Consider the following 13,533-nt stretch of genomic DNA (forward strand, 5'->3'; position numbering starts at 1 on the left):
ATGGTTGAAATCGCAAGCGGGCCGATTTCCGCCCGCTTTGCTCCCCGATGGGGCGGTCGCTTGACGCATCTGATCCATGCTGAACTCGGCGACATTCTCGTTCCGACGCATGAGACGGATTTCGATCCCTGGAATTGGCCGAAGGCCGGGGCTTATCCTCTGTTTCCCTATCATAACCGAGTGGCTGGCGCAGCCTTCTGTCATCTTGGAAAAGACTACACCATCCTTCCTCATCCGGCGCTTGCGGGTGATGCCATGCACGGCCCGGCCCACCGGCGCGTCTGGCGTATCGAAGAGAAAGCGACCGATCGCGCGACGCTTAGGCTAGATTACGAGGCCGATACGGAGTGGCCGTTTTCGTTCACCGCGTGGCAGACGTTCATCCTCGACGATCAAGGATTGTCGTTGAGACTGAAGCTTCTGAACCGCGCAGATCGTACCGCTCCGGCGGTCATCGGATGGCATCCTTATATTCAGGCCAGCCTCGACGATGAGGCACATACCGACGCGAAGGCCGCCTATCCGCTCGATCCGTTGAGCATGCCAATCGGCTCTGTACCCGTTCATCGTGACGGTGAGACGATCCCGGCCTCGTCAGGCTACACGCTGCACTTTCGCAACTGGAGCAAGGCAGAGTTGGTACGCGGTAAAGCCAAGATCGTCATCTCTGCCGACCAGATCTTCGCTCACATCGCGGTCCATCGAACGGAGCGCTATCTCTGCCTTGAGCCGGTTTCCGCAGCTGCCGGCGTACTGGGATTGCCAGAGAGCGAAAGACAAGCATCAGGTCTCGTCATGCTCGCCCCAGGCGAAAATCTTTCCGGCGACATCAAAATGTCCATCACCTCTATCAAACACGGAGAGCCCTCATGAAACGTCTTCTGATCACAGGCGGGGCTGGTGCAATCGGCCGGGTCATGCGCAAACGCTTATCCGGCATCGCAAATGTCATACGTCTGGCCGATGTCGTTGCTTTGACGCCCGAGCACGATGGCGAGGAATGCGTTCAATGCGACCTAGCGGATGCATCGGCGGTACAGGCCATGGTCGCAGATTGCGACGGTATTCTCCATCTGGGCGGAATTTCTGTGGAACGGCCTTTCGATGAGATACTCCACGCCAACATTATCGGAGTGTACAATCTCTACGAGGCCGCCCGCGCCCATGGACATCCGCGTATTCTCTTTGCCTCCTCGAACCACACGGTCGGCTTTTATCCGCAAACGCAGAGGCTCAGAGCGGATGAACCGCTTCGGCCAGACGGACTCTATGGCGTGTCGAAAGGCTATGGCGAGTTGCTTGCGCGTCTGTACTTCGACAAGTTCGGTCAGGAAACCGCTTCGGTTCGTATTGGCTCCTGTACGAAAGAACCGCTGGACTATCGAATGCTATCCAGCTGGCTATCCTATGAGGATTTCGCCACCCTTACCGAACGCGTCTTCAAGGTTCCTGTGCTGGGCTGCCCAGTCATCTGGGGTGTTTCGGCAAATCCTGCCAGCTGGTGGGACAATTCAAACGTCGGCTGGCTCGGCTGGCAACCAAAAGACTCCGCCGAAAACTGGCGTACAGCAATCGAAGCTCAGGGCATTCCACCTGCCAACCATCCGTTGGTAACAAAACAAGGTGGTCTCTTCACAGAACTCCCCATCATGAAAGACGAGCGGAACGTTTGAGACTGAAAATATATTTTCATCTGTTTGTACTGTGGCGTTAGGATTAAGTCCGCCTTGTCCCCTCAGGTCGTGGGAGAGATTTCACTGACATCGTCGAGCGGGCCAGTCAGCGCCGTGCGAGGTGGAATAAGCTGTGGCTCGATGATCGTTACCTGCGGCTCGCCTGGCGAGGTGTCCAAAAGCTCGAAACCGACTTCGAACATCTTCGAAATATCGGGTTTTATCATGTAGACTGGGAACGGCAGGAAGGAAGCAAACGGATCGTAGTCGAAACAGCCCACCACGATGTCAGCCACGACTGCCGGGTCATGCCGCCCCATGAAGCGCAGCAGGCCCTCGAAGTTGATGGATGAATTGACGAAGAAGCAGCGCGGGAGACTGCCTTTGCGCTCGAAATAGCGCTCCAGAACAAGCTCAGTCATTCGTGGAGAGTAGCCCGTCTTCTCCACATCGTCGCCACTACATTCCTTTTGGAAATAAGCATTTTTGGCGACGTGGAAGCCGGAAATACGTTCAAGACTGGCGTGGTCGTCATGTCCCCCGAATAGGACCACCTCATTCGGCGAAAGCGTGCCATTTCGTGCGGCATGTTCCAGGATCGCCCTCGTCAGAATTTCCGCACCGTGCCTATTGTCGGAGATGACGGAGGATGCAAGCTTGCCGGGAAGATCAAGGTTGACATGAGGAAGGGCCGCACCGGCGCACACCTGGTGAACGCCATCAGGATTGGCGACACCGGCGATGAAGAGCGCATCGATCGAGTATGCAATCAACGTCTCGACCGTCTTACGCTCCGCTTCGGGATCGCGCCGTCCCGACACCACCATCGGAGAGAGACCGCGCTTACGCGCCTCGGCCTCGAAAGCCTGAGCCATCGACGAGAAGAAGCGATTTTCGTAGACTGGAACCAACAACCCCACCAAACCGGATTTAGAGCTGCGCAAACCCCTTGCCTGGAGGTTGGCGGTATAGCGTTGGGCCTTCGCAAGCGAGAGGATCTTTCCGGCGGTTTCCTCTGAAATACGCCGCTTTCGCCAGCTTCCATTCAGCACTGCGCTGACCGTCGAAGCCGAAGCGCCCGACAATACAGACAGGTCATAAATCGTCGCCTTCTTCGAGCTCAGGTCTGCCATTCATCGTCCTCCTTTCGAAATCGATGTGTAGAGCAAAGCTCCTCTTGACGAAAGAAAAAAACGCGCCTAACGTCAATGCACCATCGATTGTGCAAATTGGAAATATCGATTGTGCAAGCGATGTTTGCTATGGGAGTAGCAGGAGGAACATCTCGAATATCCGAGATCAAAACACTCGCATGCGGCTGTGAAAAGCTGTGGCGGGACACCTGCTGTACACGTCTTTTGGAGGAGGAACATTCATGAAGAAAATCATTTCAGCCGCATTGGGTCTGTCTCTTGCCTTGCTCGCGTCCACAGCTTTTGCTGAAGGACCCAAGGTAGGCGTTGTTGTTAAGATTGGCGGTATCCCCTGGTTCAACGCTATGGAAGCGGGCATCAAGGAGCAAAGCGCCAAGCTCGGCGTCAACGGTTTCATGGTAGGCCCGACCAGCGCAGACCCTGCTCTTCAGGTTCGTGCAATCGAAGACCTCATCGCCCAGAAGGTTGATGTCATCGGCGTGGTGCCAAACGATGCCAAGGTGCTCGAACCGGTGCTGAAGAAGGCACAGGAAGCCGGCATCAAGGTTATCACGCACGAATCCCCCAAGCAGCAGGGTGCCGACTGGGATTTCGAACTGGCATCTGCCAAAGGCTTCGGCGAAGCGCATGGCAAGCTTCTCGCTGAAAAGATGGGCGGCAAGGGCTCTTACGCCGTTTTTGTCGGCTCTCTGACTGTTCCTCTGCACAATGCCTGGGCTGACGCTGCAATCGCATATATCAAGGCAAACTACCCGGACATGAAGCTCATCGGCGATCGTTATGGTGTTGCCGAAGATCTCGACAAGAGCCGCTCCACCGCGCTCGACCTCATGTCGGCCAATCAGGATCTGAAGGGTTTCCTGGCCTTCGGTTCGCAGGGTCCCATCGGCGCCGGGCGTGCTGTCGAGGAACGCCGCAAGGATGGCAAGGTCTTCGTTATCGGTCCCTTCTCTCCCGGACAGGGCGCCAAGCTCATCAAGAGCGGCGCTCTGACCGGTGGCTTCATGTGGAACCCCAAGCAGGCTGGTGAGGTCTTCGTCACGCTTGCCGATCGTCTCTCCAAGGGAGAAACACCGAAAGCTGGCGATGACATCGCAGGTCTTGGCAAGATCAATCCGGAAGGCAACACGATCGTTGTCGATCAGCTACTGAAGATCGACAAGGAAAGCATCGACAAGCTTGTCGGCATGGGTCTTTAAGCACCCCATTCCCGCGACTGCGCCCGTGACGCAAGATGGGTCACGGGCTGCTGGTCGGCAATCCGTCGTACTGCGCACCATCGGCAATGCGACGGCCTTCTCGAAATCAAGAAAATGAAGAATGCCTGCTTCAGTGCGGCAAAGGGAGATCATTGCGCCATGAGCGACACACCGCTCTTGTCCTTGAGGAATATCAGCGTCACCTTCGGTGGCGTTCGCGCGCTCAAGGACGTGTCCTTTGAGGTCAATCCTGGCGAGGTGCATTGTCTGGCGGGCGAGAACGGCTGCGGCAAGAGCACGCTCATAAAGGTCATTACTGGTGTGTACAAGCCCCAGACAGGCGCCGAACTGCTGTTCGACGGCAAGCCGATTGCGGCGATGACGCCCGCGCTCGCGCAATCTCTCGGCATTCAGGTCATCTGGCAGGATCTTGCGCTATTCGACGAAATGACCGTCGCCGAAAATATCGGTTTTCAGCACGCCATGAAGGGCACATTTGGCCTCGTGGACAAAGGGGCAATCCGGCGAGCTGCTGAACAGGCTCTAGCGCGGCTTGGTGTGGCGATTGACCTCGACCGTCCGCTCAAGGAACTGCCCATCGCCCAGCGTCAGATCGTGGCCATCGCCCGAGCACTGGTGGGTGAAGCGCGTATCGTTTTCATGGATGAGCCGACCGCCTCGCTGACGCAATCCGAAACCGATTATCTGATCGACATCGTGCGCAATCTATCAGCGTCTGGCGTAGCCGTCGTATTTGTTTCGCATCGTCTGGCAGAAGTGCTGGAAATATCCAACCGGATCACCGTGCTGCGCGATGGATCGCTCGTTGGCGTATATCCCGTCGAGGGCATGACACAATCGCGCGTCACCGAATTGATGACCGGTCGTCTCTTCGACAACACCGTAATTGCGGAAGATCATGACGCACAGCCAGTGGTGCTGTCGGTGCGTGGATTGAGCCGGCGTGGGGAATTCGAAGATGTGTCCTTCGATCTGAGGCGCGGGGAAACGCTCGGCATTACCGGACTGCTCGGCGCGGGCCGCACCGAACTTGCGCTGACGCTGTTTGGGATGCATCGGCCCCATGCTGGTGAAATCCGTCTTGAAGGCAAGCCTGTCAAGTTCGGCTCGAACCGCGACGCCATTCAGGCAGGTGTCGCCTATCTTTCAGAAGACCGGTTGTCGCTGGGGCTGAACCAGCCGCAATCGATCGCCGACAATCTGGTCATGGCATCGCTGGACAAACTGCTGAGCGGTGGACTGATCTCGCCGTCGAAAAAAGCTTCGGTCGTCAAGCACTGGATCGGCTCCCTCGGCGTCAAGATCGGTCAGCCGGAAGACCCAATCCGCGCGCTGTCCGGCGGCAACCAGCAGCGGGTCGCCATTGCCAAGTGGCTGGCGATCGGCCCGAAGATCCTTATCCTTGACGCGCCGACCGTCGGCGTAGATGTCGGCGCGCGTGCCGGTATTTTCGAGATCGTCCGCAAGCTGGCGGCGGAGGGTCTCTCCATCATCCTGATCTCGGACGAAGCGCCGGAGGTCTACTTCAATTCAGACCGGATCGTTCACATGGTGGAGGGACGCTTCCGCGCGGTTTATGATCCACGTGCCATCTCTATGACTGAACTGGAGACTGCCATATATGCGTAGGCTTATCCTGGGAAACACCACGGAATTTGCGCTTATCGTCGTGACGATCCTGCTTTGCGCGGGTCTGTCGCTTGGCACCGATCGCTTTCTGACCGTCTCGAACGCCTTCGACGTACTGAACGTCTCCGCCGTCAACATCATCTTCGCCGTCGGCCTGCTGGTTGTGCTGATTTCTGGCGGCATCGACATCTCCTTTGCAGTCGCTGCCTCCGTCGTACAATATGTCACGGTACTTGCTCTCACGGCACTTGGCGGCGGCAACTGGGCGGAAGGTTTTATCATTGCGGGTGCGGTGGGCATCGGCCTTGGACTGATCAATGCGTTTCTCGTTTGGCGATTGAAGATCATTTCGATCGTCGCGACGATCTCCACATTCAACATCTTCTTCGGTCTGTTGATGTTCTTCACCAAGGGCGTCTCGATCTATGATCTGCCGGAATGGCTTTCTACCCGTGTGGTCTTCTACGAACACGAAATGAGCGATGGCTCATGGATTGAATTGACGCTGCCCGTCGCTGTCATGGTCCTCTGCTGTCTCGCGACATGGTTCATGATCTCGCGCACCACAATCGGTCGCCAGCTCTATGCGTTCGGCGACAATCCGGAAGGCGCCCGCCGCTTCGGCATCAACATCGGTGCGATGCATTATCTCTCCTTTGGTTGGCTCGGATTGATGGCTGGTATTGCCGGACTGATGCAAGCGCATTACGCCCAAGAAGTCGTGCCGAACGCGCTTTACGGGCGTGAGCTCGACGTTTTGGCCGCAACCGTCCTCGGTGGCGCGCGCCTGGGCGGCGGCAAGGGTTCGGTCATCGGCTGCGTGCTGGGCGTTCTTCTGGTTTCGATCACTCAGAACGGCCTTAACCTGATGGGTGTTTCGCCCTTCGCCTTCAAGATGGTTGTCGGCGCCATCATTCTTATCGCCATCACGCTCTCCTCGACCCGCTTCGATAAGCTTCTGCCCTCCGCCATGATGAGCTCTAGACAGGGAAGCACTCGCCGATGACCTCTTTAACACAAAAGTTCAACGCGACATTCGGCGCGGACATGGCGGGGCCATTGGTCGCCTTCGCCGCGGTCATGATCGTCTTCGGAACGCTCGCGGATAACTTCCTGTCGGCTGGAACATTCGGCTCTGTGGCTTTCCAGTTGCCCGAACTTGGTCTTCTGACGCTCGCCATGCTCCTGCCGCTCCTTACCGGCGGGATCAATCTGTCGATCACATTTGCCGCTAATTTGTCCGGACTCGCTGCGGCTTGGGTTTTGCAGACCCACGGCGGCGTTAACGCACCGCCGAGCGCATTTCTTCTTGCTTGCCTCGCGGCCCTTCTCACCGGCGCAGCGGCTGGCGCGCTAACGGGTGCCGCCATAGCCTATACGCGGGCGCATCCCATCCTCGTCACGCTCTCGATGATGATCTTCCTTCGCGGTCTCGGCGAGTTTCTGACCCGCGGCGGCGATATTTCAGGCTTTCCTGATTATGTTTCCACCATCGGTCATGGCTCGGTTCTGGGCTTGCCCATTCCTTTGTTGATCTTCATTGTCTGCGTCGGCCTCTGGCATGTGTTGCTGACGCGCGCCAAGCTCGGTTTCGGACTGCTGATGATCGGCTCTAACATCGAATCTGCCCGCTATTCTGGGCTGAACACCCGCCGTATCCTTATCCTCGTTTACACACTATCGGGTGTCATGTGCGCGATTGCCGGTGTCATCATGCTTGCCCGCTTCAATTCCGTTCGCGTCGGGCATGGCGAATCCTATCTTTTGATTACCGTGCTGGCTGCGTTTCTCGGCGGCATCAATCCCTTTGGCGGGTTCGGTCGAGTCCTGCCGGTCTTCGTTGCGCTCATCGTACTCCAACTTCTGTCTTCCGGCCTCAACCTCATGGGCGCGAACCAGCACCTTGCCACGGCGCTATGGGGCGTGCTGATGATTGTCGTCATGGCGGCAAGGACATTGGCGTCAAGATTCGCCACATCGCGCAGAAGGAAAGCATAAGATGCAAGGATTTGGTGTTCACGCAATGATGTGGACAAGCGTATGGGACAGTGCAAGCGCCGAGCGCGCAATCGCAGGAGCAGCAAACTACGCTCAGGACTATATCGAGATCCCATTCTTCGACATTGCCTCAGTTGACACGGCCCATGCCCGCGCGCTCCTGGAACAGCATCGGATGCGGGCAACGTGTTCTCTGGTTCTTCCCGAGCACGCCTGGGCGTCGGTTCGCCCGGATGCGGCAATCGATCACCTGAAGGCTGCTCTCGACAAGGCGTCGGAGATTGGAGCGGAGGCACTGACTGGCGTTACCTTTGGTGGTACCACCGAGCGCACCGGTTTTCCGCCGACTCAAGGTGAATACGACAATCTAACCCGCGCTTTGGGCGCTGTCGCAAAGCATGCGAAATCGCTTGGCCTGCAGTTCGGCATCGAGGCGGTCAACCGCTATGAAAACCATCTCCTCAACACCGCACAACAAGTGGTGGACCTCGTCGAACGGATCGGCATGGACAACGTCTTCGTCCATCTCGACACCTTCCATATGAACCTAGAGGAAAAGGGCCTTGCCAGCGGTATCGTCGCGGCGCGCGATCACCTGAAATATATGCATATGTCGGAAAGCGATCGCGGCACGCCCGGTTTCGGCACCATCGCGTGGGATGAGCTTTTTGGCGCGCTTGCTGCCATCAATTTCAAAGGCCTTCTGGTTCTTGAAAGCTTCGGCGGCTTGCCGGACTTCATGGCTGGCCCAACATCGACCTGGCGACCGGTCGCCTCAAGTGCGGAGGTCGTCCTGGATAAGGGATTGACCTTCCTGCGCGACAAGGCAGTCCAGTACGGCGTGTTTGCCGCCCACTGACAGCCACGTAAAAAGCCTCTTCAACTTATAGTGCGAGACAAGCCCTTGACCACCATCGACGATAACGCTCGTGACATCGCAAGCCTCGCCATGAAGCGTTTCGCCGCTAAGCAGGGAAAGCGGCTTATGATGGCCATTGCCGGTGCGCCGGGCTCTGGAAAATCTACCATTGCCGAACGTGTGGTGGACATTTTAGCCCGCGAAAGCGGTGTGTCTGCGGCGCTGTTCCCGATGGATGGCTACCATTATGACGATGCAGTCCTGAACGCGATGGGCAGGCGCGCCTTCAAAGGTGCGATCGATACCTTCGACGTTCATGGACTGCGGCACATGTTGGAGCGACTGAAGGCCAACGAAGACGACATCGTCGCCGTTCCGGTCTTCGACCGCTCCATCGAAATTGCCCGTGCCGGTGGCCGTCTCATCCCGCAATCGGTCGATATTATTGTTTGCGAAGGCAATTATCTCTTGGCCAAACAGCCGCCATGGGACCGCCTGAAGCCGATCTTCGACTTCACCGTCTTTGTCGAGGTGGGGGAAGAGGACCTGCGCGAGCGGCTACGGACACGTTGGCGCGGCTTCGGGCTCGATGAAGCCGAGATCAACCGCAAGGTAGAGGAAAATGACCTGCCCAACGGCCTCTTCATCATGGAGACAGCCGCAGAACCGGATCTCAGGCTGAAAAATCCCGGAAGAGAGTGACGCGGACGCAAGCCCAAGCCCCTACTCCGTCCCAGACACGATTTCGACCAACAACACAAACACCAAACGACATAACCGAGAGGCTGCTATGAAACACGGAATCTATTACTCCTACTGGGAACATGAGTGGAGCGCCAAGTTCGGCCCTTACGTGGAGAAGGTCGCCAAGCTCGGTTTCGACGTGATCGAAGTCGCCGCCCACCATATCAACGACTATAGCGATGCCGAACTGGCGACCATCAAGCAGAGTGCGCGCGATAATGGCATCATCCTGACGGCCGGCATCGGCCCATCCAAGTCGAAGAACTTGTCGTCGCCGGATAAAGCGGTTCGCGAAGCGGGCAAGGCCTTCTTCGAAAAGACGCTGACGAATGTGTCCAAACTCGACATTCACACCATCGGCGGAGCGCTGCACTCCTATTGGCCGATCGACTATTCGCAGCCGGTGGATAAAGAAGGCGACCGTGAGCGTGGCGTGGAAGGTATCCATGGAATTGCAGACTTCGCCAACGACCTCGGCATCAATCTCTGCATCGAAGTCCTGAACCGGTTCGAAAACCACGTGCTCAACACCGCTGCCGAAGGTGTCGCTTTTGTCAAGGATGTCGGCAAGTCCAACGTTAAGGTCATGCTCGACACGTTCCATATGAACATTGAGGAAGACAGCTTCGCCGATGCCATTCGCACTGCGGGTCCACTACTCGGCCATTTCCACACCGGCGAGAGCAATCGCCGCGTTCCAGGCAAGGGCAGAATGCCATGGCACGAGATCGGCGCTGCGCTGCGTGAAATCAACTATACAGGTGCGGTCGTTATGGAACCCTTCGTCAAGACGGGTGGGACAATCGGCTCCGACATCAAGGTTTGGCGCGATCTTACCGAAGGTGCCGATACCGCAAAAATGGACGAGGATGCAAAGAATTCCCTCGCCTTCTCCCGTTTCGTTTTGGGCTGATCGCACATAAAGCCAGGCTGGTTTTTGCCCAAAGCCCACGTGCCTATCGGCGTGATCCTGCCGTGCGCCAAGATGGCGCGCGGCGCGATGTCTTGGTACAAGCTTACAAAAGGCAAAGGCGCGTACCGCGGCTTCGGGCCTCTACGCTCCTTCTCCCGCTGACGTGGCTGGCAGTTGGGGATTCCACAGCAGGACCGGGCTTGTGTTCTCATAGGCCATGCCGTTCGGGTAACTAATCGCCTCAAACTGCAGACCCCAGGGCGCCTGGAAATAGAGAATGGATTGGCCTGCAATAGGGCCATCTTGAATAGGCAAAGGGCCGAGCCTGGTCTCCACGCCCATCTCGTCCAAATACGCCTTGGCGGCAGCAATGTCTTGGACATAAAAGGCAATGTGGAAAGCGCCGATGTCGCTGTTCTTCTGCTTCAGATCCCGTTGATCGGGTGCGGAATATTCGAAGAGTTCAAGATTTGAACCGTTGCCACAGCGGATCATTGCTGCGCGCTCGATACGCGCTCGCGGATGAACGCCGAGTGCTGCGGTCATGAAGCTCCCTTCCGGATCGCCGATCGGGCCGAAAGTGAGCACGTGGATGCAGCCAAGCACCCGGTCGAAGAAGTCGATGGCCTCATCGAGGTTGGGGACCGTCAGTCCGGTATGGTCGTGGCCAACGAGGCCTGGTAGGCCTTTTTGGGTGGAAGCTGTCATGACAGATCTCCTTTTAGCCTGTGTCCTCAAGTGCAATGCGGCCCTCACGCGGCTGGCTCAAGCACCGGTAGCGGCCGTGTCAGCCACGCATCTTCGATTTCGGGAAGCGGGATGGCGTCAAGCAACAAGCGCGTGTAGGACGTTTTCGGAGCGTCGAACACAGCTCCACATGTCCCCTCCTCCACAACTTCGCCGAAGCGCATGACCGTCACGCGGTCGCATATCGCGCGGATAACCGACAGGTCATGGCTGATAAAGGCCATGGCGAGGCCCATTTCCTGCGACAGTTCTTTCAGCAAGTTCAGCACCTGCGCCTGCGTCGAAACGTCCAGACCGGACACAACCTCATCGGCGAGGACGAAATCCGGTTTCATGAGCACTGCGCGGGCGATGCCGACACGTTGACGCTGACCACCCGATAGTTCATGCGGCGCGCGATCCAGTGCAACGGCGGGCAGCGACACGCGTTCGACCACGGCACGCACCTGTCGCTCCGCGTCACGACGGTCACTCGCGAGGCCATGCAGAAAAAGCGGCTCGGTGAGAATGCGCCGAATTGTATGACGCGGATTGAGAGATGCCATCGGATCCTGGAAGATCATCTGCATCCGTCGGCGCAACGGCCGCATAGTCTCCGGGGCAACGTGGGTGATGTCATGGTCGTCGAAACGAATAGTGCCGGCCGACACCGGCACCAGTTTCAGAAGCGCGCGGCCAAGCGTCGTCTTGCCTGAGCCAGACTCCCCGACAATGCCAACCGTCTCCCCACGCCTGATCGACAAGTCCACGCCGTGCAGGACACGAACGCCCGTCCGGCCCCGACCGAAAACCCGCTTGCTCGCGCCATATGTCACTTCGACGCCTTTGGCTTCAAAGAGAAGATCGCTCATCTAATGCTCCTTTCGGCGATGCCGACTTCAGCGCGCAGTTGACGGAACACAGCTTCGGGCACAGGCTCAAGCCCTGCATTGGGTCGATCGTAGCGTGGACCTGCAGCGATCAATGCACGGGTGTAGGCGTGCTTCGGTGCCATCAGCAGATCTCGGGTGGAACCATCTTCGATCACCTTGCCGGCATAGAGGAGTGTCACGCTGTCACAGATTTTTGCTACGACGCCGAGGTCATGGGTGACGAAAATCACTGCCGTTCCGTGGGCTTCCTGCATACGACGAATGAGGCGCAGGATTTCCTTTTGAACGGTGACGTCAAGCGCGGTCGTTGGCTCATCGGCGACAACGAGCTTGGGGTTCAACGCAAAGGCCGAAGCGATCAGAATGCGCTGGCGCATGCCCCCGGAGAGTTCATGCGGATAGGCCTCAAGCACCCGCTTCGGATCACGGATTTGTACTTCATCGAGAAGTTGAAGTGCGCGCTGATGGGCATCGGTCTTGCCCATACCAAGCCTCAGCCTTAAACCGTCGGTCAGTTGCGCTTCGATCCGCCGCGCCGGGTTGAGTGCCGTTTGCGGGTCTTGCGGGATCAGCGTGATATCGCGACCCATGATATCGGCAAGTTCGCGGCGCGCCATGGCAAGCAGGTCGTGCCCCTCGAAGCGGATGAAGCCGCCGGTGACCTTGACGGTGGATGGCAAAATGCCAAGCAGCGCTTTGGCAATCGTGGATTTGCCAGCACCGGATTCACCCACGAGACCGCGCACCTCACCCTTTTTGAGGGTGAGCGAAACGTCACGCAGCACAGGCGCGCCAGCGTCACGGGTGGAGATGGCGTTTAGGCCTTGAATAGCAACGAGCGACTGGGTCATCGGCGCATCACCGGATCAAGCGCCTTGCGCAAACCGTTGCCCAACTGGTTGAAAGCGAGAACGGTGGCAAAGAGCGCGACAAGAGGAAAGACGAACACCCACCAACCTTGGTGGATCATCTGGCGGCCCTGCGCGATCATGCCACCCCATGTCGGGATGTCCGAAGAAAGCGAGAGCCCAACAAAGGAAAGGATTGCTTCAACGATGATGGCGATACCCATTTCAAGGCTGACCAACGCGATGAGGACAGGCGCCACATTCGGCAAAATCTCACGCCATAGAATATGACTGCGCGAAAAACCAATTGTTTGAGCAGCCATCACATAATCCAGCTGTGACTGCGTTATGGTTTCGGCTCGTACGACACGACAGAAGCGCGTCCAGTCGATGATGACGATCGCGGCGATAACCGAGTGCAGGCCCGAGCCCATGACCGCCACCAGCAACACGGAAAGAAGGACCGGCGGAAAGGCCATCCAGATATCGACAAGGCGCGAGATGATGCGATCCGCCCACCCGCCATACCAACCGGCGGCGAGGCCAAGAAGCGTTCCTATGACGGCAGACAGGCTGGCGGCCACGAATGCAACAGTCAGCGCGACCCTTGACCCGTAGAGCACACGGGAAAGAACGTCACGGCCAAGGTCATCCGTGCCGAGATAGTATCCGGGCTCTGCACCTGGATAGGTCACAGGTGGCATGTTGCCCAGCATCAGATCCTGCTCGAGCGGGTCTTTGGGTGCGATGTGGGGCGCAAAGACCGCGATGAGCATCAAGATGAGGAGGAAGCCGCCGGCAATCACCACCCGCGGCTCCCGCAAAAGCGGTTTGATCGTTTTCATCGGCAGGCTCCACAAGCGGAAAGGTGCTTCC

14 protein-coding genes are annotated in these 13,533 nt (G+C 57.7%); 9 read left to right on the plus strand and 5 right to left on the minus strand.

Features of this window, described 5'->3' with window-relative positions; all coding sequences use genetic code 11:
• Both WKI41_RS03425 and WKI41_RS03430 read left to right on the plus strand, forming a co-directional pair.
• Entirely contained in the window at window positions 1–873 is an 873-nt protein-coding gene (locus WKI41_RS03425) for an aldose 1-epimerase (protein WP_340192310.1), read from the plus strand.
• Window positions 870–1,673 carry an NAD-dependent epimerase/dehydratase family protein gene (locus WKI41_RS03430; RefSeq protein WP_340192089.1) on the plus strand — a complete coding sequence of 268 codons (804 nt, stop codon included), beginning with the start codon at window positions 870–872 and terminating at the stop codon, window positions 1,671–1,673. Before WKI41_RS03425 ends, WKI41_RS03430 begins: the two co-directional genes overlap by 4 nt.
• Window positions 1,674–1,735: 62 nt before the next feature.
• Here WKI41_RS03430 and WKI41_RS03435 read toward each other — a convergent pair whose 3' ends face one another.
• Window positions 1,736–2,806 (minus strand): LacI family DNA-binding transcriptional regulator, encoded by a 1,071-nt coding sequence (locus WKI41_RS03435; protein ID WP_340192090.1) that lies wholly within the window; start codon window positions 2,804–2,806, stop codon window positions 1,736–1,738.
• 242 nt (window positions 2,807–3,048) lie between these two features.
• Here WKI41_RS03435 and WKI41_RS03440 point away from each other — a divergent pair, with 242 nt between their 5' ends.
• The 7 genes from WKI41_RS03440 (at window position 3,049) to WKI41_RS03470 (ending at window position 10,190) form a co-directional block, all read left to right on the plus strand.
• Window positions 3,049–4,026 (plus strand): substrate-binding domain-containing protein, encoded by a 978-nt coding sequence (locus WKI41_RS03440; RefSeq protein WP_340192091.1) that lies wholly within the window; start codon window positions 3,049–3,051, stop codon window positions 4,024–4,026.
• Between the two features lie 159 nt (window positions 4,027–4,185).
• A complete protein-coding gene (locus tag WKI41_RS03445) occupies window positions 4,186–5,676 on the plus strand; it encodes a sugar ABC transporter ATP-binding protein (RefSeq protein ID WP_340192093.1) in 1,491 nt (496 codons plus the stop codon).
• Window positions 5,669–6,682 carry an ABC transporter permease gene (locus WKI41_RS03450; protein ID WP_340192094.1) on the plus strand — a complete coding sequence of 338 codons (1,014 nt, stop codon included), beginning with the start codon at window positions 5,669–5,671 and terminating at the stop codon, window positions 6,680–6,682. Before WKI41_RS03445 ends, WKI41_RS03450 begins: the two co-directional genes overlap by 8 nt.
• Entirely contained in the window at window positions 6,679–7,674 is a 996-nt protein-coding gene (locus WKI41_RS03455; protein WP_340192095.1) for an ABC transporter permease, read from the plus strand. The genes WKI41_RS03450 and WKI41_RS03455 overlap by 4 nt, the downstream gene beginning before the upstream one ends.
• Window position 7,675: 1 nt before the next feature.
• Window positions 7,676–8,533, plus strand: coding sequence for a sugar phosphate isomerase/epimerase family protein (locus WKI41_RS03460; protein WP_340192096.1), 858 nt, complete (start codon window positions 7,676–7,678; stop codon window positions 8,531–8,533).
• A 45-nt stretch (window positions 8,534–8,578) separates the two neighbouring features.
• The gene (locus tag WKI41_RS03465; protein ID WP_340192097.1) at window positions 8,579–9,235 is read left to right on the plus strand and encodes a nucleoside/nucleotide kinase family protein; all 657 of its coding nucleotides are present in this window, start codon (window positions 8,579–8,581) and stop codon (window positions 9,233–9,235) included.
• A gap of 88 nt (window positions 9,236–9,323) precedes the next feature.
• On the plus strand, window positions 9,324–10,190 hold the full coding sequence (locus tag WKI41_RS03470; RefSeq protein WP_340192098.1) for a sugar phosphate isomerase/epimerase family protein: 867 nt from the start codon (window positions 9,324–9,326) through the stop codon (window positions 10,188–10,190).
• A 141-nt stretch (window positions 10,191–10,331) separates the two neighbouring features.
• Here the strand turns inward: WKI41_RS03470 and WKI41_RS03475 are convergent, their stop codons facing one another.
• From WKI41_RS03475 to WKI41_RS03490, 4 genes are read right to left on the minus strand one after another with little or no spacing between them, the layout of a single operon-like run.
• Window positions 10,332–10,898: a VOC family protein gene (locus tag WKI41_RS03475; protein ID WP_340192099.1), complete on the minus strand. Its 567-nt coding sequence runs from the start codon at window positions 10,896–10,898 to the stop codon at window positions 10,332–10,334.
• A gap of 44 nt (window positions 10,899–10,942) precedes the next feature.
• On the minus strand, window positions 10,943–11,788 hold the full coding sequence (locus tag WKI41_RS03480; protein WP_340192100.1) for an ATP-binding cassette domain-containing protein: 846 nt from the start codon (window positions 11,786–11,788) through the stop codon (window positions 10,943–10,945).
• A complete protein-coding gene (locus WKI41_RS03485) occupies window positions 11,785–12,660 on the minus strand; it encodes an ABC transporter ATP-binding protein (RefSeq protein ID WP_340192101.1) in 876 nt (291 codons plus the stop codon). The genes WKI41_RS03480 and WKI41_RS03485 overlap by 4 nt, the downstream gene beginning before the upstream one ends.
• Window positions 12,657–13,502, minus strand: a complete 846-nt coding sequence (locus WKI41_RS03490; protein ID WP_340192311.1) for an ABC transporter permease — start codon at window positions 13,500–13,502, stop codon at window positions 12,657–12,659. The genes WKI41_RS03485 and WKI41_RS03490 overlap by 4 nt, the downstream gene beginning before the upstream one ends.
• Window positions 13,503–13,533 lie beyond the last annotated feature (31 nt).

This window comes from Agrobacterium larrymoorei (assembly GCF_037722385.1).
In the GTDB taxonomy this organism is placed as follows: Bacteria; Pseudomonadota; Alphaproteobacteria; order Rhizobiales; family Rhizobiaceae; genus Agrobacterium; species Agrobacterium larrymoorei_C.

Coding starts and splice junctions, on each gene's coding strand:
- WKI41_RS03425 (WP_340192310.1), top strand. CDS start 1: ATGGTTGAAATCGCAAGCGGGCCGATTTCCGCCCGCTTTGCTCCCCGA.
- WKI41_RS03430 (WP_340192089.1), top strand. CDS start 870: ATGAAACGTCTTCTGATCACAGGCGGGGCTGGTGCAATCGGCCGGGTC.
- WKI41_RS03435 (WP_340192090.1), bottom strand. CDS start 2,806: ATGGCAGACCTGAGCTCGAAGAAGGCGACGATTTATGACCTGTCTGTA.
- WKI41_RS03440 (WP_340192091.1), top strand. CDS start 3,049: ATGAAGAAAATCATTTCAGCCGCATTGGGTCTGTCTCTTGCCTTGCTC.
- WKI41_RS03445 (WP_340192093.1), top strand. CDS start 4,186: ATGAGCGACACACCGCTCTTGTCCTTGAGGAATATCAGCGTCACCTTC.
- WKI41_RS03450 (WP_340192094.1), top strand. CDS start 5,669: ATGCGTAGGCTTATCCTGGGAAACACCACGGAATTTGCGCTTATCGTC.
- WKI41_RS03455 (WP_340192095.1), top strand. CDS start 6,679: ATGACCTCTTTAACACAAAAGTTCAACGCGACATTCGGCGCGGACATG.
- WKI41_RS03460 (WP_340192096.1), top strand. CDS start 7,676: ATGCAAGGATTTGGTGTTCACGCAATGATGTGGACAAGCGTATGGGAC.
- WKI41_RS03470 (WP_340192098.1), top strand. CDS start 9,324: ATGAAACACGGAATCTATTACTCCTACTGGGAACATGAGTGGAGCGCC.
- WKI41_RS03475 (WP_340192099.1), bottom strand. CDS start 10,898: ATGACAGCTTCCACCCAAAAAGGCCTACCAGGCCTCGTTGGCCACGAC.
- WKI41_RS03480 (WP_340192100.1), bottom strand. CDS start 11,788: ATGAGCGATCTTCTCTTTGAAGCCAAAGGCGTCGAAGTGACATATGGC.
- WKI41_RS03485 (WP_340192101.1), bottom strand. CDS start 12,660: ATGACCCAGTCGCTCGTTGCTATTCAAGGCCTAAACGCCATCTCCACC.
- WKI41_RS03490 (WP_340192311.1), bottom strand. CDS start 13,502: ATGAAAACGATCAAACCGCTTTTGCGGGAGCCGCGGGTGGTGATTGCC.